Raw genomic sequence first — 25,528 nt, forward strand, 5'->3', positions numbered from 1 at the left:
CATCTGCTTGCCGGCATGGTGCGCGAGGGGAAGCACGATAAACTCGCGGCATGCCCGAACCTACCTTGCCACTCACTCCGCTGCAAACCCGCGTTGCGCGCGAGATCATTTCTGTTGCACGCCGCGAAAATCGCCGGGTTGGGGATCCCATGCCCGAGCTGCTGCTGGCCGAAAAAATTGGCACGTCCAGAACGCCTGTGCAGGTTGCCATGCGGTATCTGGCCACCATCGGCGTCGTGCGGCAGGACGCGAATCGGCGGTTCTTCATGGCCAAGAACTCGGACGAGCTTGGGGGGATGGCCGAGGCATTGGGGGCAACGCCCGATGACCCGCTGTATCTGGATATCGCGCAGGCCCGGTTGTCAGGAACCTTGCCGGACGAAGTCAACGAGTCCGAACTCATGCGACGCTTTGACGTGGCGCGATCCACGCTTCGAAAGGTGCTGTCGCGCATCGCGAACGAAGGCTGGGCCGAACAGCGGGTCGGGAGCGGCTGGCTTTTCCTGCCGATGATCAACTCCCCTGAGGCCTACGAGGAAAGCTACCTGTTCCGGCAATCGATCGAGCCTGCCGGCTTGCTCAGCTCGAGCTTCCAGTCCGACCCAGCCAAGCTGCTGGATATCCGGCGCGAGCAAGAGCACATCGTCGCGGGCGGCTTCGAGACCATGACTGCCATCGAACTGTTCGAGGCGAACAGCCGCTTTCATGAAACGCTTGCGACGTGGTCGGGCAATCGTTTCATTGCCCAGTCCGTGCGCCGCATGGATCAACTGCGCCGCCTGGTCGAATACAGCCAGGCTGCGAACCGCCCGGCCCGTTCCACCCAGGCGCGCGAGCATCTGGCCATTCTTGATGCGGTTGCAAAGCAGGACCTGGTGGGTGCGGCCGGCCTGATGCGCAGCCATCTGGAAGATGCCCGGCGCGCCAAGGTCTTTGGTGCAGGCAACATTGTGGTGAAGAAGACGTCTGGCTGACGAGAAGCGTCAGGCTCGATGCCCGCATCCGGCAACAGAACCTCTCCACTACGGCGAGGTTTTTTTTCGGCTGGCGGTTGGCGTCCCGGTGTTTTCCCGAAGCGCAAGCGCAATCGGTTGTCATCTTCCTTATTGCTCTATATGATCATTTAAAACAATATCTTGATTCAGGAAGACTGATCTTACTTGCTACTTACGTTGCCTAACTCGCCGAATTCAAAGCCTGGAACTGACTTATCAAGTCAATTTATACATTGCGACCTGACATAGGATCGCAGGAGACACCATGACACTCGTTAACACCCGCTTGCGCCGAAGCATCCTCCTTGGCCTGTGCTGTGGCACGGTAAGCTTCGGCCTGCCGGCGGCCGCCCTGGCCCAGACCGCTTACCCCACCAAGCCCATTCGTCTGATCGTCGGCTTCGCACCCGGGGGCGGGTCCGATTTCATTGCCCGCCTGGTGGCCACCAAAATGAGCGAGAAGCTCGGGCAACCGGTGATCGTGGAAAACAAGCCGGGCGCAGGCGGCAACATGGGCGCCACCCTGGCCCTGAAGTCGGCTGCAGATGGGTACACACTCTTCCTTGCCGCCGCGAGCTATACGGTCAACCCGGCGCTGTACAAGCTGCCGTTCGACTCGATCAATGACATCACGCCGATTGCCCAGTTGGCGCGTGGACCGTTTATCGTCGCCGTGAACCCGAAGCTGCCCGTCAACACTGTCCCAGAGATGATCGCGGTCGCAAAGAAGTCGCCTGGTGCATTGAGCTATGGGTCGGCCGGCACGGGCAGCATCACCCATCTTGTCTCGGAATATTTTCTTGATACGACGGGCACCAACATGCTGCACATCCCCTATCGTGGCACCTCGCCTGCGCTGGTGGATGCCGTGGCAGGACAGGTCCAACTCGTCTTTGGAACCGTTGCATCGACGCTGCCCTTCATCAAGTCAGGCCAGTTGAGGGCGCTCGCCGTCACCACCGAAAGCCGGCTTGTTGCGCTTCCCCAGGTGCCCACGATGATCGAATCTGGTCTGCCAAATTTCGCCGTCACGAACTGGCACGGCATCATCGCGCCCAAAGGCGTTCCCGCGGATATCGTGAAGAAACTCAACGCAGTCATCAACGATTCGCTTCAGGCACCTGGCATGAAGGAGGGGCTGGAGTCTGACGGCTTGACGGCCGCGAGTGGCAGCCCTCAAGCGTTTGGTGTCCTGCTGGCGGATGAAGCCAAACGCTGGGGCGCTCTGGTGAAAAAACGCGGCATCAAGGTCGAATAGGTCTGCCCGGGTGTGATGGCAGATACCGAAGGCCTGCTGGAGATACCCGTCAGCAACAGCCGCCAAACGGGCTGTTTCGATAGAACGGGCCGAGGTCGTCGGCCAGATGCCCCACCACGTCTTTCCACCGCGCCGCAGCGGCATTGCCTTTCAGGCTGGCGCGGACCTGCGCGATCAGTTCCTTGCGCATGCCAACTTCGTCGACAGTGATGACACGGCCGGCTTCGACCACTTTGCGGCCGCCGATGTACACGTCCTGCAGATGGCCGGCGTGGGCGCGGGCGAGCAGGATGTCGAGCGGGTCGACGTCGTCGAACAGGGCGTCGTCGTCGACGGCGTCCCAGTCGAGGACGAGCAGGTCGGCGGGGGCACCTGCGACGAGTCGGCCGCCTGACACCGTGGCGGTATCGGCAAGGGTGCTGCTGGCAATGTGGCCAACGCCGTTGCTATCAAAGCGGGCGGCACGGCCAGACGAGGCGCCGACTGCCATGTCACCGAGAGTGCCGGCTTCTCTAGCTTCGCCCGCCATTCCCACCACGCTGCGCCGCCCATTGCGCGCGGCGAAGCGCCATAGATCTGCCGGCGTCATGGCGACGTCGTAGCCCCAGCCGCGGTGCAGGGCGTAGGCCAGGCGCATTTCGCGCAGGGCGTCGTCGTCTTCGTCCAGGGCCAGGCCGTCAAGGCCCATGGCGACGCGGCAGCCCTGGCGCAGCATCTCGCCAACGGGGGCGATGCCGGACCGGATGCCGAGGTTGGAGCTGGTGTTAATGGCGATGGTGACGCCGCGTTCGGCGAGCAGTGCAAGTTCGTCGGGCCGGGCCCAGACGCAGTGCGCCAGCGTCAGGCGCGGGCTGAGCAGGCCGATGTCGTCCAGGTAGCGGACCAGGCCGTCCGGAAAGGTGCGGTCGGCCCAGTCGCGCTGGTAGCGGGTTTCAAGCAGGTGCATGTGCACGGGCCGGCCGGTGTCGGCGCTGGCCTGGGCGATGGCCGACAACAGCGGCGTGCTGCACCACTGCACGCCGCCGGGCCCGTATTGCAGGGTGACGTGGTCGGTGTAGCCGCCGGCTTGGAGCATGGCGCCGACGTCGTCGACGCGGGCCAGGTAGTCGGCGGGCGTCAGGGGCGACGGTTTGAGGCGGGCGGCGACTTCGTCGCGGATGGCGGGGCGGACAGCTTGCAGGACGGTGGCGTCGTCGGCGTAGCCGATGGCGTGCCGGTCGCTGATTGCCACCGCGAAGCCGATGTTGACGCCGACGTCGCGGGCCGCGCGGGCGACGGCTTCGACTTCGTCGACGTACGGCAGGCTGCCCTGCACCCGGGTGTAGTGGACCATGAGGTGGGACACGCCGTGCCGCACCGATCGGGCGAACGACGTGGCCGCGCCCAGGTAGGGGTCGGCCGGGGGCGTGACGCCGAGGAAGGGCAGCCACCCTTCCAGCGGCCGCGCAAAGGCGCCGAGGGTGGCGCTGCGGAAGGTGCGGGCGTGATCGTGGGCGTTGGATAGTGCGGGCAGGACAAGGCGGCGGGAAGACGGCGCGCTGGAAGACGCAGAACTATTGATCGCCGCAATCCTGCCGCCTTCGATGACGACCTGCACCTCTTTGCGCGCAGCTTCACCACCAGGGTCGGCCAGCAACCTATCGGCATCGATGATGTGGGCGCCGGTGGCGCCCCGGTATTGCATGTTGCGTGGGTCCGCCATCGCGCCCTCCTCTATGCTGGCCGCACGTGGCGCGACCCGCTTCGATCAGGTTGCGCGCTCGCTCACGTGGGCCAGTTCTTCAAGATTATTGAGCCGTGATCGTCGGACGACGATCATCGAAACTCGACCACTGTTTTCCGTTCACTTCACCGAGAACTGACGTTCCGCCACGGGCGGCAGGAAGCTGCGGTCGAACACGTCTTTGGCTGCCGGCTTGGCGGTCAGTTCGAAGGCTTTGGCAAGCTGGTCGATGGAACGCGCAAACCGTTCGTCGTTCACGTCACCGACGCCGTTCTTCATGGCTTCGGGTGTCAGGACCACATTCTTCAGCGCGTACATCAGGCGGCGCTTTTCCAGGTCTTTGTTGATGAGCGGTTCGCGTTTGGCCAGTGCGTCGATCGCGGCGTCGGGATTGGCGATGGCATCACGCACGCCCTTGTTGATGGCGCGCACCAGGCCCGCCACGACTTGCGGTTTTTCCTTGATCAGCTGACGGGACACGAGCACGCCGTTGCCGTACAGGTCGATGCCGTTTTCCGAATAGTTGATCCAGCGGATGTCCTTGTCCGGGTCGACGTTTTGCGCGACCAGGTTCATGTAGCTGGTGACGGTGAACACGGCGGACGCTTCGACCTGGTCGCGCAGCAGCATCTGTTCTTGCAGGTTGGGCGCCATGTTGGTCCACGTGACCTTGGAAGGATCGATGCCGTTCTTTTCGGCCAGTACCGAGAACATCTTGTAGGCCGCGCCGCCGGCGGGCGAGCCGATGGTCTTGCCCTGCAGATCCTTGACCGTGCGGATGTTGCTGCTGGCCTTGGTCATGATCGCGTAGGGCGCGGTGTTGTACAGCATGTAGACCATCACGGGCGCCTGGTCGGGGCGGGTGGCGGCGGCTTGCACGATGGCGTTCACGTCGCCAAAGGACGCCTGGTAGGTGCCGGCCATGACCTTGGTCACGGCATTGGCGGAGCCGTCACCTTGGTCGACGGTAAGGTCGATTTTTTCTTGCGCAAAATAGCCCTTGTCCATCGCCAGGTAATACCACGCGTGGATCCCCTGGAGCTTCCAGTCGAGCACGAACTTGATCGGCGTGACAGCAGCGGGCGCTTGCGCGTGGGCCATCATCGGGGCGAACACGGCGGCGGCGAGTGCGCCCAGAAGTACGCGGCGGAGCGGGACAAAACGCATGGTGGTGATCCTGGTGAATGAAAGAAAAAGGGACAGCTTTTTACTTAGATCGCTTCGAACAGCACGTCTTGCGCGCCTTCCCACAGCACCTTTTTGCCCAGGGCTTGAAGGTGTTCCTGGCCCTCGACCAGGGTCAGGAAGTGGTTGCCGGCGAGCTGGCCCATGCGGCTGGAAAACGAGCACGGGCCATAGGCCAGGATGATCTCGGTTTCGCTGTAGCCGCCCGGGTAGAACAGGATGTCGCCCTTGGACGGATGGCTGGTGTGGTTTTCGAAATCGACGCCCAGGCGGAAGTCGCCCAAGGGAATCCAGCAGCCTTCGCCGCTCCAGCGCACGTGGATCAGCTTTTGTCGGTAGGGCAGCAGTTTTTCGAAGGCGGCCACGGTCAGTGGCGCGTCGGGATGGGTCTCGGCAATGAAGGTGTAGCCGCCGGCCGTCATGCGAATGCGTTTGCTCATGTCTTTTCTATCCACTTGGTGACCGTCGGGGCTTTCCAGTCGGCCAGCCCGTCGAGCAGGGACGCCGGGTCGGCATCGATCACGATCATGTCGCGGTGCTCGGTCTTCAGGAAGCCTTCGTCCACGGCGCGCGTCAGCATGGCGCGCATGGGGTCATAGAAGCCGCGCACGTTCAGCGCGCCGCAGGCTTTGGTGTGGTCGCCCAGTTGCGTGAGCGTGGCCGCCTCGAACAGTTCTTCGAGCGTGCCGAGGCCGCCCGGCATGGCGATGAAGGCGTCGACCAGATCGGCCATGCGCGCCTTGCGGGCCCGCATGTCGGTCACGATTTCGTGTTGCGTCAACTTGGGATGCAGATGGCCGCGGTCATGCAGGCGTTGGTTGATGATGCCAACGACCCGGCCGCCGGCGGCCAGCGCAGCGTCGGCCATCAGGCCCATCAGGCCTTTGTGCGTGCCGCCATAGACCAGGGTCAGTCCGCGGCGGGCGATTTCGGTGCCCAGGGCGCGGGCGGCATCGGCGTATTCCGGCGATGCGCCAAAGTTGGATCCGCAAAAAACCGCCACGCTTTTCAGCAGGGTGGGCGACGCGGTGATCGCGTCGATGGGAGAGGTCGGTGTCGTCATGAAAATTGTCGAAACGTTGATGGGCTCAGGCCATGGCCATGTCGGTCTTGCGTTGGGTCCAGCCGGTCAGCCGGCCTTCGATATACGCAGAGATGGCATATAAGAGCACACCCAGCACGGCAAGGATGAACAGGCCGGCAAACACCAGCGGCACATCAAAGTTGCCACTGGCAATCATCATGACGTTCCCGATCCCCTTGTTGGCGGCCACGGTTTCGGACAGCACGGTGCCGACGAACGACAGGGTGATGGCGATCTTGAGCGACGCGAACAGGTAGGGCAAGGCGCGCGGCAGGCCCACGTTCCACAGGATGTCGCGCTTGCTGGCGCCAAGCACCTTCAGCACGTCTTCCAGTTCGGGCTCGGTCGTTGCCAGGCCGGTAGCGACGTTCACCACGACCGGGAAGATGCTGATGACCAGCGAGGTCAGGATCGCGGGCACGGTGCCCGAGCCGAACCAGACCACGAAGATCGGCACGACGGCCACTTTGGGGATACTGGAAAAGCCGACCAGCAGCGGATAGGCCACGTCATAGGCGAGGCGCGACGAACCGATGATGACGCCGATCACGACACCCACCAGCACGCCCAGCGCGAAGCCAACTACGGTGGTGTACAGGGTCTGCACGGTGTGCGGCCACAGCAGCGGAAATTTCTGCCACAGCACGACGGCGATCTGCGACGGCCGCGGCAGCACCAGGTCGGACACGCCGCTGGCCAGGCAGATCACTTCCCACAACAGGAAGAAGCCGACCAGCGTCAACGCCGACAGCAGGTAGCGTTTGGTTTTGGGATTCATCCGCGAGGCGGGCTTGGCTGCGGCCTTCACGGCAGGGATCGAGGGGGATGCCGCGCTCATGCGACTCTCCTTGGGGTGGTGACGGCGGGGGTGGCCGCCGGGGTGGCGGCCGCATCGGCAACGGCATGGGCAACCGCATCCGCGGCAGCTTCCTGCGCATCGCTGTCGGTGCGTGCATGGGCAATCCGCATGCGCAATTCCTGCACCAGCGTCGCGAACTCGGGCGCGTAGCTCGATTCCAGGGTGCGCGGGCGGGCGAACTCCACCGGCCGGTCTTCAAGAATGCGGCCAGGGCGCGAGCTCATGACACAGATGCGATTGGCCAGGTACGCCGATTCGCGCAGGTCATGCGTCACCAGCAGCACCGTCGGGCGCTTGGTGATCCAGAGGTCCTGCATGATGGCCCACAGCTCTTCGCGCGTGAACTGGTCCAGTGCACCGAAGGGTTCGTCCAGCAACAGCAGTTGCGGTTCGTGCACCAGCGCGCGGCACAGCGATGCGCGCTGCAGCATGCCGCCCGACAGTTGCCACGGACGCTTGTCGCCAAAGCCTTTCAGGCCGACCTGCGCCAGCAGCGCTTCGGCGCGTTCGGCGAATTCGCCCTTTTTCTTGCGGGCGTAGTCGGAACGGAAGGGCTCGACGATCTTGAGCGGGATCATGACGTTTTCGCGGATCGTGAGCCACGGCAGCATCGTCGGGTTCTGGAAAGCGAGCCCGATCCGCACGCACGGGGCATGCGGGTTATGGATGCGCGACCCGGGCGATCCGGCTTCGCGGCCGCCCACGATCACGGCGCCCGAGGTGGGCGTAAGCAGCCCGCCAACCAGCTTCAGGATCGTGGACTTGCCGCAGCCGCTGGGCCCGACCAGGGCCACGAAATCGCCCTTGTCGATGCGCAGGTCGGTGTGATCCAGCGCGATCGTGCCGCCGCCATATTGCAGCGAGACGTTGGCCAGATCGATGAACGATTGGGTCATGGCAGTTTTCCTTCGATCACGTCGGCGGACGGCCGCGCGCTGACAGGGGCGCCTTCCGGCCGCGTCAGGATCGCGGTGGTGTAGGTCTCGGTATTGCGCGGCTTGGGCGTGGGCATCTTCTGGACGGCCTTGACCGATACGCCCCAGCCGGCGGCGTCCTGCACCAGGGCCCCGTCACGCATCACGAAGCGGCCGCGCACCAGCGTGTGGATCGGGTAGCCCTTGACGACGCGGCCGTTCCACGGCGAGATCTTGCTCACGCTTTGCAGCTTGCCCTGGTTGACCACGCCCTGCTTGTCCATGTCGACGATGGCGATGTCGGCGTGCGAGCCCGCGGCGATCACACCCTTGACGCCATACAGGCCCCAGGCCTTGGCAGGGTTGACCGAGCTCCAGCGCACGTAGTCCATCAGCGTGGCGCGATCCTTGTTGATCTCGGTCAGCATCAGGGGCATTTGCGTTTCGACACCTGGGAAGCCGCAATCGCAATCCCAGATGCTTTCGCGGGTTTTTTCTTCGGGCGTGTGCGGCGCGTGGTCGGTCGCGATCATGTCGATGGTGCCATCCATCAGCGCATCCCATAGCGGTTGGTTATGGCGTGCTTCGCGGATTGGCGGGTTCAGGCGCAGGATGCCGCCCAGGCGAGACATCTCGTTCACGTTCATCAGCATGTATTGCGGGCAGGTCTCTGCCGTGACGTCCACACCGCGGCGCTTCGCCTCGCGCAGCAGGTACAGCGAGTCGGCCGAGCTGTGATGCGCGATGTGCACGCGGGCGCCGGTCCATTCGGCCAGCGTGACCACGCGGCCGATGGCTTCGATCTCGGCCACGGCCGGGCGCGCGGCCAGATGCGCGAAGGGGTCGTTGCGGCCGGCGGCCTGCAGCTTGGCCTGGCGGCGGGCCATGATGGACGAATTTTCGGCGTGCACGACGGTACGAATACCGAGCGGCGCCAGTTTTTCAAAGCCTTCGAGCAGGCAGCCGTCGGTGGGCGCGGGCAGGTTGCCGAAGGTGTTGCCCACAAAGGCCTTGAAGCTGGTGACACCCGCGTCCAGCAGTTCTTCCAGGCGGTCCACGGTGTCGTCACCGAACAGGCCGTGAATGCCGAAGTCCACATACGACGATTCCGCCGCCTTCTGCTTGATGCGCAGGGCTTCGACCGTGCCGGTGGCGGGGTTGGTATTGGGCATTTCGAACACGGTGGTCACGCCGCCGCAAGCCGCCGCGGCCGAACCGGTCTTCCAGGTTTCCTTGTTGGGATAGCCGGGATCGCGGAAGTGCACGTGGCTGTCGATGGCGCCGGGCAACAGGTACAGGCCGTCAGCGCGGATGTCTTCGCGGGCCGAGGGCATCAGGTCGTCATGACCCACCGCGACGATGATGCCGTTATCAATGGCGACAGACGCCTCGATGATGTGATCGGGCGACACCACCTTGCCGCCGCGGATAACCAGGTCTACCTGACTCATGACTTCGTTCCTTGCTCAAATGCCCTGCGGATTGCCGTACCGGGTACTGAAGAAAATGCTTAGAGAGATGCCCATCCGCCGTCGACCGGCAGATCCGCGCCCGTGATCTGGCGCGACGCATCGCTGGCCAGGAACAGGCAGGCATTGGCGACGTCGTCGTCGACCGTCACGCGGCGCAGCGCGTAGTCCATCGCGTGTTTGGTCATGGCTTCTTCCAGCGTGATGTTCAGGCGCTTGGCCATATCGGCGCACACCTTTTCGCGGAACCGGGGGCCATCGACCATGCCCGGGGCGACATTGTTGACGTTGATGTTGTGCGGACCGGCTTCCAGCGCGAAGCTTTTGGTGATGCCGCGCAGGCCCCACTTGGATGCCGAATACGCCATGCGGCCGGCGCGGCCACGCATGCCGAAGGTGCCGCCCACGTTCACGATCTTGCCGTAGCGGCGCGCGATCATGCCGGGCAGCACGGCGTGCATGGTGTTGAAGCAGCCGGACATGTTCAGGCGGACGATTTCGTCGAATTCCGCGGCGGTGGTTTCCCAGCCCGTCTTGCCGATCGGGCCCGATCCGCCGGCCACATTCACCAGCACGTCGACGCGGCCGAACGCTTCTTCGGCGGCGCGGCCCAGCGCTTCGGTCTGCGTGTCGTCGGTCAGGTCGCACGGAACGACCAGCACCTTGACGCCCAGGTCGCGCGCTTCGGCGGCCACGGGTTCGATCGCGGCCACGTCACGGCCGGTCAGCACCAGCGCGCAGCCTTCCTTGGCGAACGCCAGGGTGATCGCGCGGCCCATGCCCTTGGCCGGACCGGTAATGACCACCACCTTGTCTTTCAACTGCAAATCCATAATCTTTCTCGCGTGTTGCGTGATGAGTCGGCGCCCGCGCCTTGCGCAATCAGGCGCCGATCGGGGTCAGGGCGTCAGAGCTTGGACGGACGGTCCGCGCGGGCCGGCAGGAAGCTGCTGTCGAACACGTCGCCAGTCGATGGCGTCGTCGTCAATTGGTTGGCTTTGACCACCAGATCGATCGACTTCTTCAGGCGCGCTTCATCGACGGCGCCCAGGCCGATTTTGGCGACTTCCGGATGGCTCATGTCGCGCTTGATCGTGGCCAGCAGCTTTTCCTTTTCCAGTTCGGGCTTGAGCAGCGGTTCGCGCTTGAGCACGGCGGCCAGGCCCTCGTCGGGGTTCGCCACCACTTCCTTGATCGCCTTGTTCAAGGCGCGCAGGAAGCCCTTCACGGCTTCGGGGTTCTCTTTGGTGAACTTGCGCGAGAACATGATGGTGTTGGAGTACAGGTCCAGGCCGTAGTCGGCATAGCGGATGAAGCGCAGGTCTTTTTCCGGATCCATGCCGCTGGCCTTGGCCGCGAAATACACCGTGTTGATGTAGCCGAACACGCCGTCCACCTGGTCGCGGATCAACATCTGTTCGCGCAGGTTGGGCGCCATGTTGCTGATCTTGACCTTGCTCAGGTCAAAGCCTGCGGAACCCGCCAGGGTCGGGAAGAGCTTGAGCGCGCCGTCATTGGCCGGGCCGCCCAGCGTCTTGCCTTCGAAATCCTTGGGCGTCTTGATCGGGCTGTTGGCCTTGACGACCACCGTGAACGGGGCCGAGTTGTACAGCGTGTAGACGCCCACGGGCGCATCGGCCGGGCGCTTGGCCGCAAAGTCGATCAGCGCATTCATGTCGCCAAAGGCCGCGGTGTAGGTACCGGCCGCCACCTTGGGCACGCCAGCGGCCGAGCCTTCGCCCTGGTCGATTTCAACGTCCAGGCCTTCCGCCTTGAAGTAACCCTTGTCCTGCGCCAGAAAGAACCAGGCTTGCGGGCCCTCGTATTTCCAGTTCAAGGTCAGCTTGATCTTGGTCTGCGCGCTGGCTGCGGTTGGCAGCACGGCGAAGGTCAGGCCCAGGGCCGTGGTAACGGCGGCCGACACGGCAAACTTCTTGAAACTCGCAATCATGAAATGCTCCTGAGGGGTGGCGGAGGACACGCGGGGTAATGCGGAAAAAGCGGGGATCGGTGTTGCGTGATGCGATGCGTTGACGGCTGCCGGCTCAGGCCTGCTCGCGCAGTGCGCCGGTCAGTGCGGTCGACGTCGCCACGAAGCCATGCAGCTGGCGCACGATGAAATGAATGGCCTGGGTCACGTACTCGGGCGACGCGGTGCTGCACGCGTCGCTCAGCAAAATGTTGTCGTAGCCAATGAAGGCGGCGTCCTGCAGGGTCGAGAACACGCAGCGGTCGGTGTTCACGCCGGCGTACAGCAAGGTGGTGATGCCCTGCTGGCGCAGCAGGCTGTCCAGCTCGTTGTCCCAGAAGCCGCTCAGGCGATGCTTGTGGACAGTGATGTCGCCGGCGGCCACCGGCAGTTCTTCCACCACCTGCGCGCCCCAGCTGCCCTGCACCACGCTTGGGCCATGGTCCAGCGGCGACGTCTCGGCATAACCCACGCCGTCAGCCGTGCGCTTGCCCTTGAACAGCACCGTGGGCGGCAGGTTCAGGCGGTCGGCGCGAATGCCCCAGTTCACCCACACCACCCGGCCCGCCGCGGCGCGCCAGGCGTCCAGCAAGGCGGCGATGGCGGGAATCGGACGGCGCATGGGCGACACGTCGATGCCCTTCTGGCCGAACCAGCCGTCGGGGTGGCAGAAGTCGTTCTGCATGTCGATGATGATCAGCGCCGTGGCCGCCACGTCGATTTCGATCGGGTGGTCATCCGCGGCGAATTGCACCGGACGCGGCACATGCGGCGGCCGCACCAGGCTGAGGGCGTCGCCACGGCGCGTCCAGACGTTGCCGGCGGCGGGGCCAAAAGTGGTGTCGGAAGTCGGAAATGTCATGGACAGGGCGGGATCGGGAAATCGTGGGTGGAAGCGGAGGCGCGGGCAAGCAAGCCATGCTTGATTCGGTCCAGGAGGTGGACTGCTGGCGCGGCAGGCACCGATACCGGGCATGCAGCGTCCCTGGCTCTACCTAATGCAATGCCCGTACCCGTTTTGCCGTTTGACCGCTTCAATTGATTGCCGTTTTAGCGTTACTCTGTTGCCGATACGGCATCGGTTGACGGATAGCACGGTAAACAGGGCGTCTTGCGGTGGGCGGTGCTGGCATACAGATTGGCTGGGCGGGCACCGGCGGATGCTAGCCCGCAGGATCACGCGGCGCGTTATGTCAGGTCTGCGAGATGGCGGGACGGCTGTCGGGTGCTAACGCACCAGATCGGTGCACCATTGTGGGGCGGCGACGTCTCCAACACCCTGTTCTTGCCCGGTCAGTTCACCGGCCAGGACGGCCCTGATACAAGGACACCCTTCCAATGAACCATCTGCGCTTTCTGCGTTATGTCGACGAAGTGGCCCGCGTGGGGTCGATCCGGCAAGCGGCCGAGCGGCTGCATGTGGCGCCGTCGGCCGTCATCCGGCGGATCCAGGACCTGGAGGACGAACTGGGCACGGCGATTTTTGAACGCCTGCCCCGCGGCATGCGGCTGACCACCGCGGGCGAGCTGTTCGTCGACTACATCCGCAGCCGCAACGCCGAGCTGGACGGCGTGCGGTCGCAGATCGAAGAACTGAAGGGGCTGCGGCGCGGCAATGTGCGGCTGGTCATCAGCCAGGCACTGGCGCCCGCCTACCTGCCGCAGGCCGTGGCCACGTTTCGCAAGACGCATCCGCTGGTCGCCTTCGAGGTCGATGTGGGCGACCACGTCCACGCGCTGACGTCGCTGCGCAATTTCGATACGGACCTGGGACTGGTGTTCAACCTGCCGCCCGACGCGGACGTGGAAACCATTGCGCAGTTCGATCAGAAGCTGGTGGCCGTGATGCACCGCGACCACCCGCTGGCGGGACAGGAAACGGTAAGGCTGCGCGATTGCACGGACTATCCGGTGGTGTTGCCCGACCGGGACATTGCCGGCCGGCAGATGCTGGAACGCTTCATGATGCGGTCATCAATTTCGCTGCGGCCGCTGATCGAAAGCAATTCGTTCGAGTTCCTGCGCGGCTGCCTGTATTACGACAACGCCATCTCGTTCCAGATCGACATTGGCGCCGTGACGGATGGCGGTGCGGTGGTGGTCAAGGACATTGCGGACCGGAATTTTCCGCGTGGAAAACTGGTGCTGGCCAGCCTGCGCAACCGCCAGCTGCCGACCATTGCGCACGCGTTTGCGGAACACATCCGGCAGACGCTACATGGACGTCAGGATGGCAACGGAAGCGAGATGGAAAGCCCTGTCGGACTAGAATCCGACCGCGATGACGGCGACGGGTCGCAGGATCGCAGCGAGGCGGCTTGAGCAGGCCGGTGATCAGCGACTGGCCGCACTGCCTGGCGCAGTCACCCTCCGGCCGTAGTCCGATGATCTGACCGCCCGTCCAGGCTGTCAGCATTTGCGCCCAGCCCCGGCTCAGTCGTCGCCCACCTCGAACAGCTTGCGGTGTTCCCGGATCGCATACCGATCCGTCATGCCCGCGATGTAGTCGGCGATCGCGCGCGCCTTGCCCTTCTCGACCCGTTCCTGGTATTGCGTCGGCAGCATGCGCGGTTCGTCAAAGAAGGCGGTGAACAGGTCCCGCACGATGCGTTTGGCCTTGCTGGTCGTGCGCCGCACCTTGTAGTGCATGTACAGCTGTTCGCGCAGGAATACCTTGAGCTCGTCCGCCTCGGTCCGCACGTCGGGGCTGAAGCCGACCAGCGACGGCGACTGGCGCACGTCGTCGATCGTTTGCGGCGCCACGTCGGCAATTCGCGCGGCGCTGGTCTGCGTCAGGTCGATGATCAGCGTGTTGATCATGCGGCGCACGGTCTCGGTGATCATGCGGCGTTCGGCCAGGCCGGTGTAGCGGGCCTCGACCATGGCGCGGTGGCGCGCAAAGATCCGCACCGACTGCAGCTGATCGAGCGTGATCAATCCGGAGCGCAAGCCATCGTCGATGTCGTGGTTGTTGTAGGCGACTTCATCGGCCAGGTTGGTCAGCTGCGCTTCCAGCGACGGCTGGGTGCGCGCCAGGAAACGTTCGCCTACATCGCCCAGGCGCCTGGCGCGCTCCAATGAACAATGCTTCAGGATGCCTTCGCGCGTTTCGAACACCAGGTTCAGGCCGTCGAAGTCGCCGTAGCGTTCTTCCAGTTCGTCCACCACGCGCAGGCTTTGCAGGTTGTGTTCGAAGCCGCCAGCTTCGGGCGCAAATTCGCGCATGCAGGCGTTCAGCACGTCCTGCCCTGCATGGCCGAAGGGGGTGTGGCCCAGGTCGTGCGCCAGCGAAATGGCTTCGACCAGGTCTTCGTTCAGGCGCAGGTTGCGGGCGATGGACCGGGCGATCTGCGCGACTTCCAGGCTGTGCGTGAGCCGGGTGCGGAACAGGTCGCCCTCATGATTCACGAAAACCTGGGTCTTGTATTCAAGCCGGCGAAACGCGTTGGAATGGATGATGCGGTCGCGGTCGCGCTGGAATTCGGTGCGCCCTTCGGCTGGCGTTTCGGCATACCGGCGGCCGCGGGACTGCTCGGGATGCGCGGCGTAGGGCGCAAGCATCGTGGGGGTGGACAGCGCGGGATTCGGCGGAGTGGCAGACATGGTGTCCTCGGGGGCCTGCGATGCCCCCCAGGCGTGATGCAAGGCCGTCAGGGGGCGGGAATGCTGCTAAGGATGTACGGCGCAGTTGCTGCAATACAGTTGCTGCAATACGGATGCTGCAAAACAGGTGCTTCCGTACAGATGATGCCGAATGCGCAAGATACAAGCCGGGGTGCTGGAGGCGTGACGTAGAGGTGGTAGCGCAGAGGTGGTGATGCAGAAGTGGTGGCGCAGAAGCGGTGACGCAGAGGCGTGGCGCAAACCTGGTGGCGCAGAAGCCATGCCCAGGCTGGCGGCCAACAAGCGCCGGCCCCGCAGCCCCGCCTATGCGACCACGGTCGCTTGTGCCCCCGCCGTTTTCGCCACCGTCAATTCCAGCGCCTGGCGGACCTGGTCTTCGGGCGCAGGGGTGCGCACCGCTTCGCCCATGCGCGGCAGCAGCACGAAGCGGATCTGGCCGGCTTCGGTCTTTTTGTCGCCCTGCATGTAGTCCAGCCACCGCGCGGTGCCCAGGTCGGGCCCGTAGATCGGGCAGCCGATGGCCTGCACCAGGGCGCGGATACGGTCGGCCTCGCGTTGCGGCAGGCCCGTGGCGGTGACCGACAATTCGGCGGCCTGCACCATGCCGCAGCCGACGGCTTCGCCGTGCAGCCAGGTGCCGAAGCCCAGGCCGGCCTCGATCGCGTGCGCAAAGGTGTGGCCGAAATTCAGGATGGCGCGCAGGCCGGTTTCGCGTTCGTCCTGCGACACCACAAAGGCTTTCAGTTCGCAGGACCGTGCAATGGCGTGCGCCACGGCAGCCGGTTCCAGCGCACGCAGGGCCACCACGTTGTCTTCGCACCAGGCAAAGAAGTCGGCATCGAGGATCGCGCCGTATTTGATGACTTCGGCCAGGCCAGCCGACACTTCACGCGGCGCCAGCGTATTGAGCACGTCGGTGTCGATCTCGACCGCCAGCGGCTGGTAGAAGGCGCCGATCATGTTCTTGCCGATCGGGTGGTTCACCGCCGTCTTGCCGCCGACCGACGAGTCGACCTGCGACAGCAGCGTGGTAGGTACCTGGATGAAGCGGATGCCGCGCATGTACACGGCCGCCGCGAAGCCAGCAATGTCGCCGATCACACCGCCGCCCAGGGCCACGATCACCGCACGGCGGTCGCAATGCTGCGCCAGCATGCCGTCGAAGATCAGGTTCAGGGTCTGCCAATCCTTGTAGGCTTCACCGTCGGGCAATTCGATGCGCAACACCTTCTTGCCGGACTTGGCGAGCGCGGCTTCGGCCCGGTCGGCATACAGCGCGGCCACGGTCGGGTTGGTGACCAGGACCAGGGTGGTGGCGTCGGCCGGCACGGCGTCGGCAAGGTGGTCAAGACGGCCGGGAGCGATGCGGATCGGATAGCGTCCGCCCGGCGTATCGACACGGACTTCTTTCATAAACACTCCAGGGGCGGCAAGTCGGAAACCGGCGTAATCGGCTTGTCGCAGCTTAGCAGCAAGGGCAGGATGCGGTGGACCAGGCGGGTCACGGACATCCTACCGGTATCTACGACCAGGTCGGCGATCTCTTCATACAGCGGTTCGCGCGCGACCAGCAGTTCGGTGATCTTTGCCAGGGGGTCGGCGGTGCGCAGCAGCGGACGGTTGCGGTCGTAGCGGGTGCGCTGGTACAGCTCTTCGGCGCGGGCCCGCAGGTACAGCACGCGGCCGCGTTCGGCCAGGATGCGGCGGTTGGGTTCGGCCATGACCACGCCGCCCCCGGTCGCCAGCACCACGCCCGACTTGCGGCTGTATTCGTCCAGCACATGCGCTTCGCGGGCGCGAAAGCCGGCTTCGCCTTCCAGTTCGAATATGGTGGGGATACGTACGCCGCAGCGGGTTTCGATCACCTGATCGATGTCGACGAATTCCCGGCCCATGGCGCGGGCCAGGCCGCGGCCGATCGTGGTCTTGCCGGCGCCCATCATCCCGACCAGGAACAGCGGCGGGATGAAGACGTCGGCGTCGACACGGACGATCTCGACGGAACAGGAAGCAAACGTAGCGGCAATCACGGCAAGGGCGGCTCGGACGCCGTCGGGTTGGATACGGCCCCATTATCCCGCAAGGACGACCGTCGCGGCAAAATCCGGGGGCAATCCCCTAGGTAATGGGCCCGATCGCAGCCTGATCGCGGCTGATCGCGCGCCCCTCTCCGCCTTGTCGCGAGTCCAATCCACGCCCGCCGCGGGTTCGGCATGCGCCCGGCATTGACCATCCGTCATGTGCACCTTGTTACAGGAACACGGCTTGCGCCGGATGGTCTATCCGCCTTCGCCGCGCTATGTTCCTATAATGGGTTGGTCTTTGCCCCTCAAGTTGTCCCCCTCATGACCCGAATTTTGCTCAAGGTTGCCGGCGTCCTTGCCGGATTGGCCGTCTGCGTCGCCCTATTGGTCGGGCTGGCGCTGGCGCTCGCCTATCCGAATCTGCCGGACCTGGACGCACTTACCGACTACCACCCGAAAGTGCCGTTGCGCGTCTATACCGCCGACAATGTGCTGATCGGCGAATTTGGCGAAGAACGCCGCAATGTGGTCCGGATCCGCGATGTGCCGGACGTGCTCAAGTCGGCCATTCTGTCGGCCGAAGACGACGGCTTCTACCAGCATGGCGGTATCGACTGGACCGGCGTACTGCGCGCCGCCTTCACCAACGCCATCAACCTGCAGAAAAGCCAGGGCGCCAGCACGATCACGATGCAGGTGGCCCGCAACTTCTATCTGTCGTCCGAAAAGACCTACACCCGCAAGCTGTACGAAATCCTGCTGACCTTCAAGATTGAAGCCAACCTGACCAAGGACCAGATCCTGGAGCTGTACATCAACCAGATCTACCTGGGCCAGCGCGCCTACGGTTTTGCGTCGGCGGCCCGGATCTATTTTGGCAAGCCGGTCGCGGAACTGACGGCATCGGAAGCGGCCATGCTGGCCGGCATTCCCAAGGCGCCGTCGCGCTACAACCCGGTCGTCAACCCCACGCGCGCCACGCTGCGCCAGCAATATGTGCTGCGCCGCATGCACGAGCTGGGCTACCTGACCGACCCGGAATACCGCGCCGCGCTGGACGACAAGATGAAGATCAAGCCGCTGGGCGGCGAATTCGCGGTGCGTGCCGAATATGTGGCCGAACTGGCGCGCCAGCTGGTCTATGACATCTACAAGGAAGACACGTACACCCGCGGTCTGAACGTGTACACGACGGTGAACAAGGCGCAGCAGGACGCGGCCTATGAAGCGCTGCGTGACGGCGTGATGGACTACGAACGCCGCCACGGCTATCGCGGCCCGGAAGCGTTCGTGGAACTGCCTGATGGCGTGGACCGTGACGCCGAAAAGCTGAACGAAGCGGTGGACGACGCGCTGACCGACCATCCGGACAACGACGACCTGCTGGCCGCGGTGGTGCTGTCGGCCGATGCCAACAAGGTGCGCGTGGCGCGCAGCGCGGGCGAAATCATCGAAATCACCGGCAAGGGCCTGCGCTTTGCCGCATCGGGCCTGAACGCCAAGGCCCAGCCCACACAGCGCGTGCGCCGCGGCGCGATCGTGCGGATCATGAAGACCGGCGGCGAATGGGAAATCCTGCAGTCACCGGCCGTGCAAGGCGCGTTTGTGTCGACCGACCCGCGCGACGGCGCGATCCGCGCCATGGTGGGCGGCTTCGACTTCCAGCGCGGCAAGTTCAACCGGGTCACGCAGGCCTGGCGCCAGCCGGGATCGAGCTTCAAGCCCTTCATCTACGCAGCGTCGCTGGAACGCGGGCTGACGCCATCGACCATCATTTCCGACGCGCCGTTCGTGCTGGAAGCGGCGGCCACGGGTTCGCAGCGCTGGGAACCCAAGAACTACGATGGCAAGAACGAAGCCCCGATGACCATGCGCCAAGGCCTGGCCAAGTCCAAGAACCTGGTGTCGATCCGGATCCTGCAGACCATCGGCCCGCAGTACGCGCAGGACTACATCACGCGCTTCGGTTTTGAGGCGGCGCGCCACCCGGCCTACCTGACGATGGCGCTAGGTGCAGGTGCGGTCACGCCCTTGCAGATGGCAGGCGCTTACTCGGTGTTTGCCAACGGGGGTTACCGTGTCACGCCGTTCCTGATCGACAAAGTGACCGACGGCAGCGGACGCGTGCTGATGCAGGCCCGTCCGGCCAAGGCGGGTGACGAATCGGTACGCGCGATCGACGCCCGCACCGCCTATATCACCGACACCATGCTGCGCGACGTGGTGCGCACCGGCACGGCCCGTGCGGCGTTGGCGCTCAAGCGTACTGACGTGGGCGGCAAGACCGGCACGACCAACAATTCGGTGGACGGCTGGTTCGCGGGCTACACGCCGCAACTGGTGGGCATTGCCTGGCTGGGCTATGACCAGCCCAAGTCGCTGGGTGTGCGCGAAACCGGCGGCGGCGCGGCCATGCCGATCTGGCTGGCGTACATGCAGAAGGCGTTGAAGGGCGTGCCGCAGCAGGAACAGGTCATGCCGCCGGGCATCATCACCGCCAACGGCGACTACTATCTGTCGGAATTTCCGCCCGGACAGGCGGTGGCGACGGTGGGTGTCGCGGCGCCGAAGGAAGAAGATCCGATGTCGCGCCTGATCGACGGACTGGGCAATCTGATTGGCGGCAATGGCAGCCCGTCGAACGCGCCCAGGAGTGCAACGCAGCCCGACTACCTGCCCTGACGGCGGGTACGGCGAAAGCTGCCGTACTATGTCTTCTGAACGCCTGAACGCCTGAATGAATAACACTTGGCCCCCTGCATTGCGCAGGGGGCCAATGTGCATCAGGGAATGGCCACCACCAGGATCCGGCCGGATTGCTCCGAACAGATGCGGCTGAGGGCGGCGCCCAGTTCTTCGCCCGACCGCGTATCGATCCACTGGCCGTTTTCCTGATGGCGGTAGTGGAAGCCGCCGCTGCGGCCCGCCACCCACATTTCCTTCATGGGCGCCTGGCTGTTCACTACGACCTGGGACCGGTCCTGGAACGTGAGCGTAAGCACATTGCCGCTGCGCTCGCATTCCAGATCGACGTCCAATTCATCGAACCACACATCGGCCTGGGCTTCGATCGATCCGATGATCGCCTCGGCTGCGGCAACAAACTCGCTTTCGTTCATAATTTCACCTATGCCCGACATGACACCATCACGCACCGCGCGCGCCGCATGCCAGCCATCCTTTGGGTTAGCAGATGCACGCATTGTAGCCAGCGCCGCGCGCCTGGCCCCCAATACCCCTGACGCCACCCGTGCTGCTCCGGCCGCGCGCTGGCTGGTCCGGGGCGTGGTCGTTGCGGGGCTGACCGTGCTGGCCGCCTGCGGCCAGAAAGGCCCGCTGTTCATTCCCGATGACGCCGGCAAGCCCATTCCGCCGACCACGTCCGCCACCTATCCGAGCTCGTCGACCGCGACCCGCACCACGTCGCAGAACCGCGCCACCTTCCCTACCCTGCCCTGATTCCGCCATGACCGATACCCGAGTCCCTGCCGCGGGCGCGCAAGCGACCCCTGTCGGCAGCCCCTATTTCGCCTACCGCGACGGCGTGCTGCACGCCGAAAGCGTGTCGGTGGCCGACCTGGCGGAACGCCTGGGCACGCCGCTGTACATCTACTCGCGCGCGGCGCTGCATGCCGCCTACGGTGCCTATCGCGATGCGATCGGCAGCCACGACGTGCTGGTCTGCTACGGCATGAAGGCCAATTCGAACCTGGCCGTGCTGCGCGAATTCGCAAAGATGGGCGCGGGCTTCGATATCGTGTCGGCTGGCGAACTGCAACGCGTGCTGGCGGTGGGCGGCGACCCGTCCAAGGTCGTGTTTTCGGGGGTGGGCAAGCAGGCGTCGGAAATGCGCCTGGCGCTGGAAGTCGGCGTCAAGTGCTTCAACGTCGAGTCGATTCCCGAACTGCACCGGCTGTCGGCCGTGGCCGCATCGATGGGCAAACGCGCGCCGGTGTCGCTGCGGGTGAATCCCGACGTGGACCCCAAGACCCATCCGTACATTTCCACCGGGCTGAAAGAAAACAAGTTCGGCATTGCCATCGAGCAGGCGCTGGACGCCTACCGCAATGCCGCCAGCCTGCCGGGCATCAAGGTGGTAGGGCTGGATTGCCATATCGGGTCGCAGATCACCGAAGCGTCACCTTTCCTGGACGCCCTCGACAAGCTGCTGGACCTGCTGGACCTGCTGGCCGCGCATGACATCCACATCGACCACCTGGACCTGGGCGGTGGCCTGGGCATCCGGTATTCGGACGAGACCCTGCTGTCCCCCACGACCCTGCTGAACGCCGTGTTCGAACGCCTGCTGGCGCGCGGCTACGGCGACCGCCAGATCGTGCTGGAACCGGGCCGGTCGCTGGCCGGCAACGCGGGCATTCTGGTGACGCGCGTGGAATACCTCAAGCACACGGATTCCAAGCTGTTCCTGATCGTGGACGCGGCCATGAACGACCTGGTGCGCCCGACCCTGTACGACGCGTATCACGGCGTGCTGCCCGTTGTGCCGCGGACCGACGTGGTCACGCGCAATTACGACGTGGTCGGCCCGATCTGCGAAAGCGGCGACTGGCTGGCCCGCAACCGCGACCTGGCCGTGGCCGAAGGCGACCTGCTGGCGTTCGAGTCGGCTGGCGCCTATGGCATGGTGATGGCCAGCAACTACAACACGCGCCCGCGCGCCGCCGAAGTGATGGTGGATGGCGCCAACTTCCACGTGGTGCGGTCGCGGGAAACCGTGGCGCAGCTGCTGGCGCTGGAATCGACGCTGGGGTAAGGACCCCGGACGGCATCGCGGCGCCCGGGAAGGCGCCGCGAAGGTCGATCTGGCAGGGTCCGCGTGGAGTCCACGCATCGGCGCGGGGCCCCGCAAGTCCCAGGCTCCGGTCTGCTACCGCTTGCGCCCTTTCCACCACCGCTGCACGCGCCAGGCCATCAGCACCGCAAACACCGCGGTGTAGATGCCCACCGTGGCAAAGTCGTTCTTGCCGGCTTTCTGCCACCAGTAGTGCAGCAGCCCCAGCGTGACGATCAGGTAGATCAGCTTGTGCAGGGTCTGCCACTTGCGCCCCAGCCGGCGCATCCATCCCTTGGTCGACGTGACCGCCAGCGGGATCAGCAACAGAAACGCCGCAAAACCCACCGTAATGAACGGGCGCTTGATCACGTCCTGCACGATCGCGATCACGTTGAACCACTGGTCCCACCATACATAGGTGGTCAGGTGCAGGCACACGTAAAAGAACGCGAACAGCCCGCACATGCGCCGCACCTGCAGCAGCATGGGCTGCTTGATCCAGCTGCGCAGCGGCGAGATCAACAGGGTGATCAGCAAGGTCACCAGCGTCCAGGTGCCCGACGACCGGGTCAGGAATTCCACCGGATTGGCCGTCAGATCGTTGGTCACGCCCAGGTAGACCCATCGCGCCAAGGGGTACAGGAACGCGATGAACAGCAGGATCTTGAAGGTCCGCAGCGGGATGCCGAAGACCTTGGGCGTGGCGGCCGTGCGGGGGGCGCCTGCGGCAGCCGCCCCGCGGCGCGCGGTGGCGGGTGCTGCCGCGGCGGCGGTGGCTGCAGACGACGCTGCGGGGGATGGCGAGACGGGCGGCATGGCGTCGGCGCTCAGTAGTTCTTCTTCAGGTCCATGCCGGCGTACAGCGATGCGACCTGATCGGCGTAGCCATTGAACGGCAGCGTCTTGCGCTTGGGCGAAAACAGGCCGTCTTCACCAATTCGGCGTTCGGTGGCCTGGCTCCAGCGCGGATGCGGCACGTCGGGGTTCACGTTGGCGTAGAAACCGTATTCGGACGACGCCGCCTTGATCCAGCTCGTGACCGGCTGCTTTTCAACGAACCGGATCTTGACCAGCGACTTGCCGGACTTGAAGCCGTACTTCCAGGGCGCCACGATACGCACCGGCGCGCCGTTCTGGTTGGGCAGCGTTTCGCCATACACGCCAAAGGTGAGCAAGGCGAGCGGATGCATGGCTTCATCCATCCGCAAGGCTTCGACATAGGGCCATTCCAGCACGCGCGAACGCAGGCCGGGCATGGTTTCGGGCTGCGTCGCCGTGACGAATTCCACGAACTTGGCGTTGCCGGTCGGCTCGACCCGCTTGATCAGTTCGCTCAGCGAAAAGCCCACCCACGGAATCACCATGGACCAGCCTTCGACACAGCGCAGGCGATACACCCGTTCTTCCATCGGCGCCATCTTGCGCAGATCGTCCAGGCCGATGGTCATGGGCTTCTTGACCTCGCCTTCGATCGCGACCGTCCAGGGCTTGGTCTTGAAGCGGCCGGCGTTATCGGCCGGATCGCCCTTGTCGGTGCCGAATTCGTAGAAGTTGTTGTAGGTCGTGACGTCCTTGACCGGGGTCAGCTTGTCCATCACGACGAATTGCGGATTGCGGGTCGCGACCAGCTTTTCACCCGTGGTGGTCTGGGCAAAAGCCTGGCGATTGGTCCAGCCGGCCAGGCCCATGGCCGCGGCGGCGGCGCCGGCCTGCAGCATGAGACGGCGGCGATCCTGGTAGACGGACTGCGCGGTGATCTCGGAGGGAGCAATGTCCCCGGGTCTACGTATCAACATGGCAACTCCTGGCGATGGACGGGGCGTTCCCCGCCCAAGGTGAAGACTCAGAGTACCTGAGGCATGGGAGCTATTGTCGGGCGGCATCGCGCAGCCATGTATCAACTTTTTATAAACACGGGACAGCGGGGGGCACCGGGCCGTGCGGCGCCGGCGGGCTCGCCTTCTTGCCAGGCCCGCCGGCTTGCCGGGTCCTGCCTTCCGGTAGGGTCCTGCCTTCCCGGAAGCTCGTCTTCCTCGGCGGATCTTGCCGTCTTATGTCGCCAGCGCCGCCTTCACCGACTGCGCGAGCGGCGTGGTCGGGTGGCCGATCAACGCCGACAGCACGCGGCTGTCATCGAACAGGGCGCCCTGGGAAGCGGCAACGTCCCACGACGCTAGGACTGCGGCAAAGCCTTCGGGCACGCCGGCCTTGGTCAGGGCCGCGGCATAGTCGGCTTCCGGAATGCTCTGGTAGCCGATGGATTTGCCGGACTGCGACGAAATTTCCGCAGCCAGTTCGGCCAGCGTATAGGCGGTGTCACCGGCCAGTTCATAGGTCTTGCCTTCATGACCCTGCCCGGTCAGCACCGCCACGGCCGCGTCGGCGTAGTCCGCACGTGATGCCGACGCAATGCGCCCGTCGGCCGCGCTGCTGTATAGCGTGCCCAGCCCCAGCGCCGACCCGACCGCGCCCATGTAGTTCTCGGTGTACCAGCCATTGCGCAGGATCGTGTGGGTCAGGCCTGATGCCTGCAGTGCTTTTTCGGTGTCGACGTGTTCCGGGGCCAGGCTGAGTGTGGACGTGTCGGCGTGCAGCAGGCTGGTGTAGACGACGCGGCGCACACCGGCCTTTTTTGCGGCGTTGATCACGTTGGTGTGCTGCGCGACGCGTTGCCCGATTTCGCTGCTGGAAATTAGCAACAGGGTGTCGACGCCGGCCAGCGCGGCTTCCAGTGCGTCGGGCTGGGTGTAGTCGGCGGCCCGGGCTTCGACACCCAGGGTGCCTGCGCGATGCACGTCGCGCACCAGGGCAACGATCTCGTTGGCCGGAACGCGTTGCTTGAGTCGGTCGATAACAAGGCGGCCCAGTTCGCCGGTGGCGCCCGTAACGGCAATGGTCATGATGTGTCCTTGGCTGAAGTCGGTTGGGTTAGAGGCCCGACTATAGGCCGTTCACTTACGATTCGTAAGTACGCACGCAAAGGTAAGTGTAGAATGGCGTGGCCGGCAATGTGCCCTGCCCCTGCTGTGGTCCCCTGTCCTTGCTGTGGTCCCCTTGTCCTTGGAATCAAGCCTGTCATGACGTCGTCGACCCAACTTCCCGTGGAAAGTACGCCTGCCAGCCTGGCGGCCCCGCCTGCCCTGTCGCTGTCCGACAAGATGCAACGCGGCGACGTGATGGCGGCGGAGTGCCCGTCGCGTCAGGTGCTGCAGCACCTGACCAGCCGGTGGGGCGTGCTGGTGCTGATCACGCTGCTGCAGGGCACGCAGCGCTTCAGCCAGTTGCGGCGCAAGATAGGCGGGATCAACGAACGGATGCTGGCGCAGACGCTGCAATGGCTGGAAGCCGACGCGATGGTGCATCGGCGGTCGTTTAATACCGTTCCGCCCCATGTGGAGTACACGTTGACGCCCCTGGGGGCCGAGGCGGCGGAAAAGGTGCGCGACCTGGTGGACTGGCTGGAAACGCATATGCCGGACATTGCGGAGGCCGGTCAGGCCGGGCGGCCGTCGGGCGCGTCCGATAAGGCGGCTTGACCCCGGAACGCTGGAACGCAGTCTGGTCCGACGCCTGAAACGAAAAAACCCCGCCTGCCCAGGCGGGGTTTTTCGTTCTGGCCCGACGCAGTC

Annotated in this window: 24 protein-coding genes; 7 read left to right on the forward strand and 17 right to left on the reverse strand. The window is 64.7% G+C overall.

What is annotated here, in order from left to right:
- The first annotated feature begins 149 nt into the window (after nt 1-149).
- Both HD883_RS26960 and HD883_RS26965 read left to right on the forward strand, forming a co-directional pair.
- Nucleotides 150-974, forward strand: a complete 825-nt coding sequence (locus tag HD883_RS26960) for a GntR family transcriptional regulator (protein ID WP_306455956.1) — start codon at nt 150-152, stop codon at nt 972-974.
- A 286-nt stretch (nt 975-1,260) separates the two neighbouring features.
- The gene (locus tag HD883_RS26965) at nt 1,261-2,253 is read left to right on the forward strand and encodes a tripartite tricarboxylate transporter substrate binding protein (RefSeq protein ID WP_179590946.1); all 993 of its coding nucleotides are present in this window, start codon (nt 1,261-1,263) and stop codon (nt 2,251-2,253) included.
- A gap of 49 nt (nt 2,254-2,302) precedes the next feature.
- Here HD883_RS26965 and HD883_RS26970 read toward each other — a convergent pair whose 3' ends face one another.
- The 10 genes from HD883_RS26970 to HD883_RS27015 all read right to left on the reverse strand — a co-directional run bounded on the left by HD883_RS26970 (nt 2,303) and on the right by HD883_RS27015 (nt 12,318).
- Nucleotides 2,303-3,955, reverse strand: a complete 1,653-nt coding sequence (locus HD883_RS26970; RefSeq protein WP_257022729.1) for an amidohydrolase family protein — start codon at nt 3,953-3,955, stop codon at nt 2,303-2,305.
- A 141-nt stretch (nt 3,956-4,096) separates the two neighbouring features.
- A complete protein-coding gene (locus HD883_RS26975; RefSeq protein WP_218863690.1) occupies nt 4,097-5,143 on the reverse strand; it encodes an ABC transporter substrate-binding protein in 1,047 nt (348 codons plus the stop codon).
- 44 nt (nt 5,144-5,187) lie between these two features.
- Nucleotides 5,188-5,601: a DUF3830 family protein gene (locus HD883_RS26980; RefSeq protein ID WP_179590944.1), complete on the reverse strand. Its 414-nt coding sequence runs from the start codon at nt 5,599-5,601 to the stop codon at nt 5,188-5,190.
- Complete coding sequence (locus tag HD883_RS26985; RefSeq protein ID WP_179590942.1) at nt 5,598-6,224, reverse strand: LOG family protein; 627 nt, start codon at nt 6,222-6,224, stop codon at nt 5,598-5,600. Before HD883_RS26985 ends, HD883_RS26980 begins: the two co-directional genes overlap by 4 nt.
- A 25-nt stretch (nt 6,225-6,249) precedes the next feature.
- Nucleotides 6,250-7,083, reverse strand: a complete 834-nt coding sequence (locus HD883_RS26990; protein ID WP_257022730.1) for an ABC transporter permease — start codon at nt 7,081-7,083, stop codon at nt 6,250-6,252.
- Nucleotides 7,080-8,000 carry an ABC transporter ATP-binding protein gene (locus HD883_RS26995; RefSeq protein WP_179590941.1) on the reverse strand — a complete coding sequence of 307 codons (921 nt, stop codon included), beginning with the start codon at nt 7,998-8,000 and terminating at the stop codon, nt 7,080-7,082. The genes HD883_RS26990 and HD883_RS26995 overlap by 4 nt, the downstream gene beginning before the upstream one ends.
- Nucleotides 7,997-9,469, reverse strand: a complete 1,473-nt coding sequence (allB, locus tag HD883_RS27000; RefSeq protein ID WP_179590939.1) for an allantoinase AllB — start codon at nt 9,467-9,469, stop codon at nt 7,997-7,999. Before allB ends, HD883_RS26995 begins: the two co-directional genes overlap by 4 nt.
- Nucleotides 9,470-9,528: 59 nt before the next feature.
- On the reverse strand, nt 9,529-10,320 hold the full coding sequence (locus HD883_RS27005; RefSeq protein WP_179590936.1) for an SDR family NAD(P)-dependent oxidoreductase: 792 nt from the start codon (nt 10,318-10,320) through the stop codon (nt 9,529-9,531).
- A 74-nt stretch (nt 10,321-10,394) separates the two neighbouring features.
- Nucleotides 10,395-11,438, reverse strand: coding sequence for an ABC transporter substrate-binding protein (locus HD883_RS27010; RefSeq protein WP_179590934.1), 1,044 nt, complete (start codon nt 11,436-11,438; stop codon nt 10,395-10,397).
- Nucleotides 11,439-11,532: 94 nt separating this feature from the next.
- On the reverse strand, nt 11,533-12,318 hold the full coding sequence (locus HD883_RS27015) for a cysteine hydrolase family protein (protein WP_179590932.1): 786 nt from the start codon (nt 12,316-12,318) through the stop codon (nt 11,533-11,535).
- A gap of 476 nt (nt 12,319-12,794) precedes the next feature.
- Between HD883_RS27015 and HD883_RS27020 the strand changes: the two genes are divergently transcribed.
- Nucleotides 12,795-13,778, forward strand: a complete 984-nt coding sequence (locus HD883_RS27020) for a LysR family transcriptional regulator (RefSeq protein WP_179590930.1) — start codon at nt 12,795-12,797, stop codon at nt 13,776-13,778.
- Nucleotides 13,779-13,889: 111 nt separating this feature from the next.
- Here HD883_RS27020 and HD883_RS27025 read toward each other — a convergent pair whose 3' ends face one another.
- From HD883_RS27025 to HD883_RS27035, 3 genes are all read right to left on the reverse strand, one after another.
- The gene (locus HD883_RS27025; protein WP_179590928.1) at nt 13,890-15,059 is read right to left on the reverse strand and encodes a deoxyguanosinetriphosphate triphosphohydrolase; all 1,170 of its coding nucleotides are present in this window, start codon (nt 15,057-15,059) and stop codon (nt 13,890-13,892) included.
- A 324-nt stretch (nt 15,060-15,383) separates the two neighbouring features.
- On the reverse strand, nt 15,384-16,493 hold the full coding sequence (gene aroB / locus HD883_RS27030) for a 3-dehydroquinate synthase (protein ID WP_179590926.1): 1,110 nt from the start codon (nt 16,491-16,493) through the stop codon (nt 15,384-15,386).
- Nucleotides 16,490-17,023, reverse strand: coding sequence for a shikimate kinase (locus tag HD883_RS27035; RefSeq protein WP_179591015.1), 534 nt, complete (start codon nt 17,021-17,023; stop codon nt 16,490-16,492). The genes aroB and HD883_RS27035 overlap by 4 nt, the downstream gene beginning before the upstream one ends.
- A 402-nt stretch (nt 17,024-17,425) precedes the next feature.
- Between HD883_RS27035 and HD883_RS27040 the strand changes: the two genes are divergently transcribed.
- Nucleotides 17,426-19,786 carry a penicillin-binding protein 1A gene (locus HD883_RS27040; protein WP_179590924.1) on the forward strand — a complete coding sequence of 787 codons (2,361 nt, stop codon included), beginning with the start codon at nt 17,426-17,428 and terminating at the stop codon, nt 19,784-19,786.
- Between the two features lie 101 nt (nt 19,787-19,887).
- Here the strand turns inward: HD883_RS27040 and cyaY are convergent, their stop codons facing one another.
- A complete protein-coding gene (cyaY, locus tag HD883_RS27045) occupies nt 19,888-20,223 on the reverse strand; it encodes an iron donor protein CyaY (protein WP_179590922.1) in 336 nt (111 codons plus the stop codon).
- Between the two features lie 19 nt (nt 20,224-20,242).
- On the opposite strand from cyaY, the gene lptM reads away from it, so the two are divergent.
- Together lptM and lysA are read left to right on the forward strand one after the other, a co-directional pair.
- Nucleotides 20,243-20,563: an LPS translocon maturation chaperone LptM gene (lptM, locus tag HD883_RS27050; protein ID WP_179590920.1), complete on the forward strand. Its 321-nt coding sequence runs from the start codon at nt 20,243-20,245 to the stop codon at nt 20,561-20,563.
- Nucleotides 20,564-20,570: 7 nt separating this feature from the next.
- The gene (gene lysA, locus HD883_RS27055) at nt 20,571-21,878 is read left to right on the forward strand and encodes a diaminopimelate decarboxylase (RefSeq protein ID WP_179590918.1); all 1,308 of its coding nucleotides are present in this window, start codon (nt 20,571-20,573) and stop codon (nt 21,876-21,878) included.
- A 114-nt stretch (nt 21,879-21,992) separates the two neighbouring features.
- Here lysA and HD883_RS27060 read toward each other — a convergent pair whose 3' ends face one another.
- From HD883_RS27060 to HD883_RS27070, 3 genes are all read right to left on the reverse strand, one after another.
- Nucleotides 21,993-22,715, reverse strand: a complete 723-nt coding sequence (locus HD883_RS27060) for a sulfite oxidase heme-binding subunit YedZ (RefSeq protein WP_179590916.1) — start codon at nt 22,713-22,715, stop codon at nt 21,993-21,995.
- Nucleotides 22,716-22,726: 11 nt separating this feature from the next.
- Complete coding sequence (gene msrP, locus HD883_RS27065) at nt 22,727-23,695, reverse strand: protein-methionine-sulfoxide reductase catalytic subunit MsrP (RefSeq protein WP_179590914.1); 969 nt, start codon at nt 23,693-23,695, stop codon at nt 22,727-22,729.
- A 255-nt stretch (nt 23,696-23,950) separates the two neighbouring features.
- Nucleotides 23,951-24,799, reverse strand: coding sequence for an SDR family oxidoreductase (locus HD883_RS27070; protein WP_179590912.1), 849 nt, complete (start codon nt 24,797-24,799; stop codon nt 23,951-23,953).
- A gap of 177 nt (nt 24,800-24,976) precedes the next feature.
- On the opposite strand from HD883_RS27070, the gene HD883_RS27075 reads away from it, so the two are divergent.
- Nucleotides 24,977-25,435, forward strand: coding sequence for a winged helix-turn-helix transcriptional regulator (locus tag HD883_RS27075; RefSeq protein ID WP_179590910.1), 459 nt, complete (start codon nt 24,977-24,979; stop codon nt 25,433-25,435).
- Nucleotides 25,436-25,528: the final 93 nt, after the last annotated feature.

Origin of the sequence: Pigmentiphaga litoralis (assembly GCF_013408655.1) — a bacterium.
Taxonomy (GTDB): Bacteria; Pseudomonadota; Gammaproteobacteria; order Burkholderiales; family Burkholderiaceae_B; genus Pigmentiphaga; species Pigmentiphaga litoralis_A.

Coding starts and splice junctions, on each gene's coding strand:
- HD883_RS26990 (WP_257022730.1), bottom strand. CDS start 7,083: ATGAGCGCGGCATCCCCCTCGATCCCTGCCGTGAAGGCCGCAGCCAAG.
- cyaY (WP_179590922.1), bottom strand. CDS start 20,223: ATGAACGAAAGCGAGTTTGTTGCCGCAGCCGAGGCGATCATCGGATCG.
- HD883_RS27035 (WP_179591015.1), bottom strand. CDS start 17,023: ATGATGGGCGCCGGCAAGACCACGATCGGCCGCGGCCTGGCCCGCGCC.
- HD883_RS26980 (WP_179590944.1), bottom strand. CDS start 5,601: ATGAGCAAACGCATTCGCATGACGGCCGGCGGCTACACCTTCATTGCC.
- HD883_RS26970 (WP_257022729.1), bottom strand. CDS start 3,955: ATGGCGGACCCACGCAACATGCAATACCGGGGCGCCACCGGCGCCCAC.
- HD883_RS27070 (WP_179590912.1), bottom strand. CDS start 24,799: ATGACCATTGCCGTTACGGGCGCCACCGGCGAACTGGGCCGCCTTGTT.
- HD883_RS26965 (WP_179590946.1), top strand. CDS start 1,261: ATGACACTCGTTAACACCCGCTTGCGCCGAAGCATCCTCCTTGGCCTG.
- HD883_RS27020 (WP_179590930.1), top strand. CDS start 12,795: ATGAACCATCTGCGCTTTCTGCGTTATGTCGACGAAGTGGCCCGCGTG.
- lptM (WP_179590920.1), top strand. CDS start 20,243: ATGACACCATCACGCACCGCGCGCGCCGCATGCCAGCCATCCTTTGGG.
- HD883_RS26975 (WP_218863690.1), bottom strand. CDS start 5,143: ATGCGTTTTGTCCCGCTCCGCCGCGTACTTCTGGGCGCACTCGCCGCC.
- HD883_RS27075 (WP_179590910.1), top strand. CDS start 24,977: ATGACGTCGTCGACCCAACTTCCCGTGGAAAGTACGCCTGCCAGCCTG.
- lysA (WP_179590918.1), top strand. CDS start 20,571: ATGACCGATACCCGAGTCCCTGCCGCGGGCGCGCAAGCGACCCCTGTC.
- HD883_RS26960 (WP_306455956.1), top strand. CDS start 150: ATGCCCGAGCTGCTGCTGGCCGAAAAAATTGGCACGTCCAGAACGCCT.
- HD883_RS26985 (WP_179590942.1), bottom strand. CDS start 6,224: ATGACGACACCGACCTCTCCCATCGACGCGATCACCGCGTCGCCCACC.
- msrP (WP_179590914.1), bottom strand. CDS start 23,695: ATGTTGATACGTAGACCCGGGGACATTGCTCCCTCCGAGATCACCGCG.
- allB (WP_179590939.1), bottom strand. CDS start 9,469: ATGAGTCAGGTAGACCTGGTTATCCGCGGCGGCAAGGTGGTGTCGCCC.
- HD883_RS26995 (WP_179590941.1), bottom strand. CDS start 8,000: ATGACCCAATCGTTCATCGATCTGGCCAACGTCTCGCTGCAATATGGC.
- aroB (WP_179590926.1), bottom strand. CDS start 16,493: ATGAAAGAAGTCCGTGTCGATACGCCGGGCGGACGCTATCCGATCCGC.
- HD883_RS27015 (WP_179590932.1), bottom strand. CDS start 12,318: ATGACATTTCCGACTTCCGACACCACTTTTGGCCCCGCCGCCGGCAAC.
- HD883_RS27010 (WP_179590934.1), bottom strand. CDS start 11,438: ATGATTGCGAGTTTCAAGAAGTTTGCCGTGTCGGCCGCCGTTACCACG.
- HD883_RS27025 (WP_179590928.1), bottom strand. CDS start 15,059: ATGTCTGCCACTCCGCCGAATCCCGCGCTGTCCACCCCCACGATGCTT.
- HD883_RS27060 (WP_179590916.1), bottom strand. CDS start 22,715: ATGCCGCCCGTCTCGCCATCCCCCGCAGCGTCGTCTGCAGCCACCGCC.
- HD883_RS27005 (WP_179590936.1), bottom strand. CDS start 10,320: ATGGATTTGCAGTTGAAAGACAAGGTGGTGGTCATTACCGGTCCGGCC.
- HD883_RS27040 (WP_179590924.1), top strand. CDS start 17,426: ATGACCCGAATTTTGCTCAAGGTTGCCGGCGTCCTTGCCGGATTGGCC.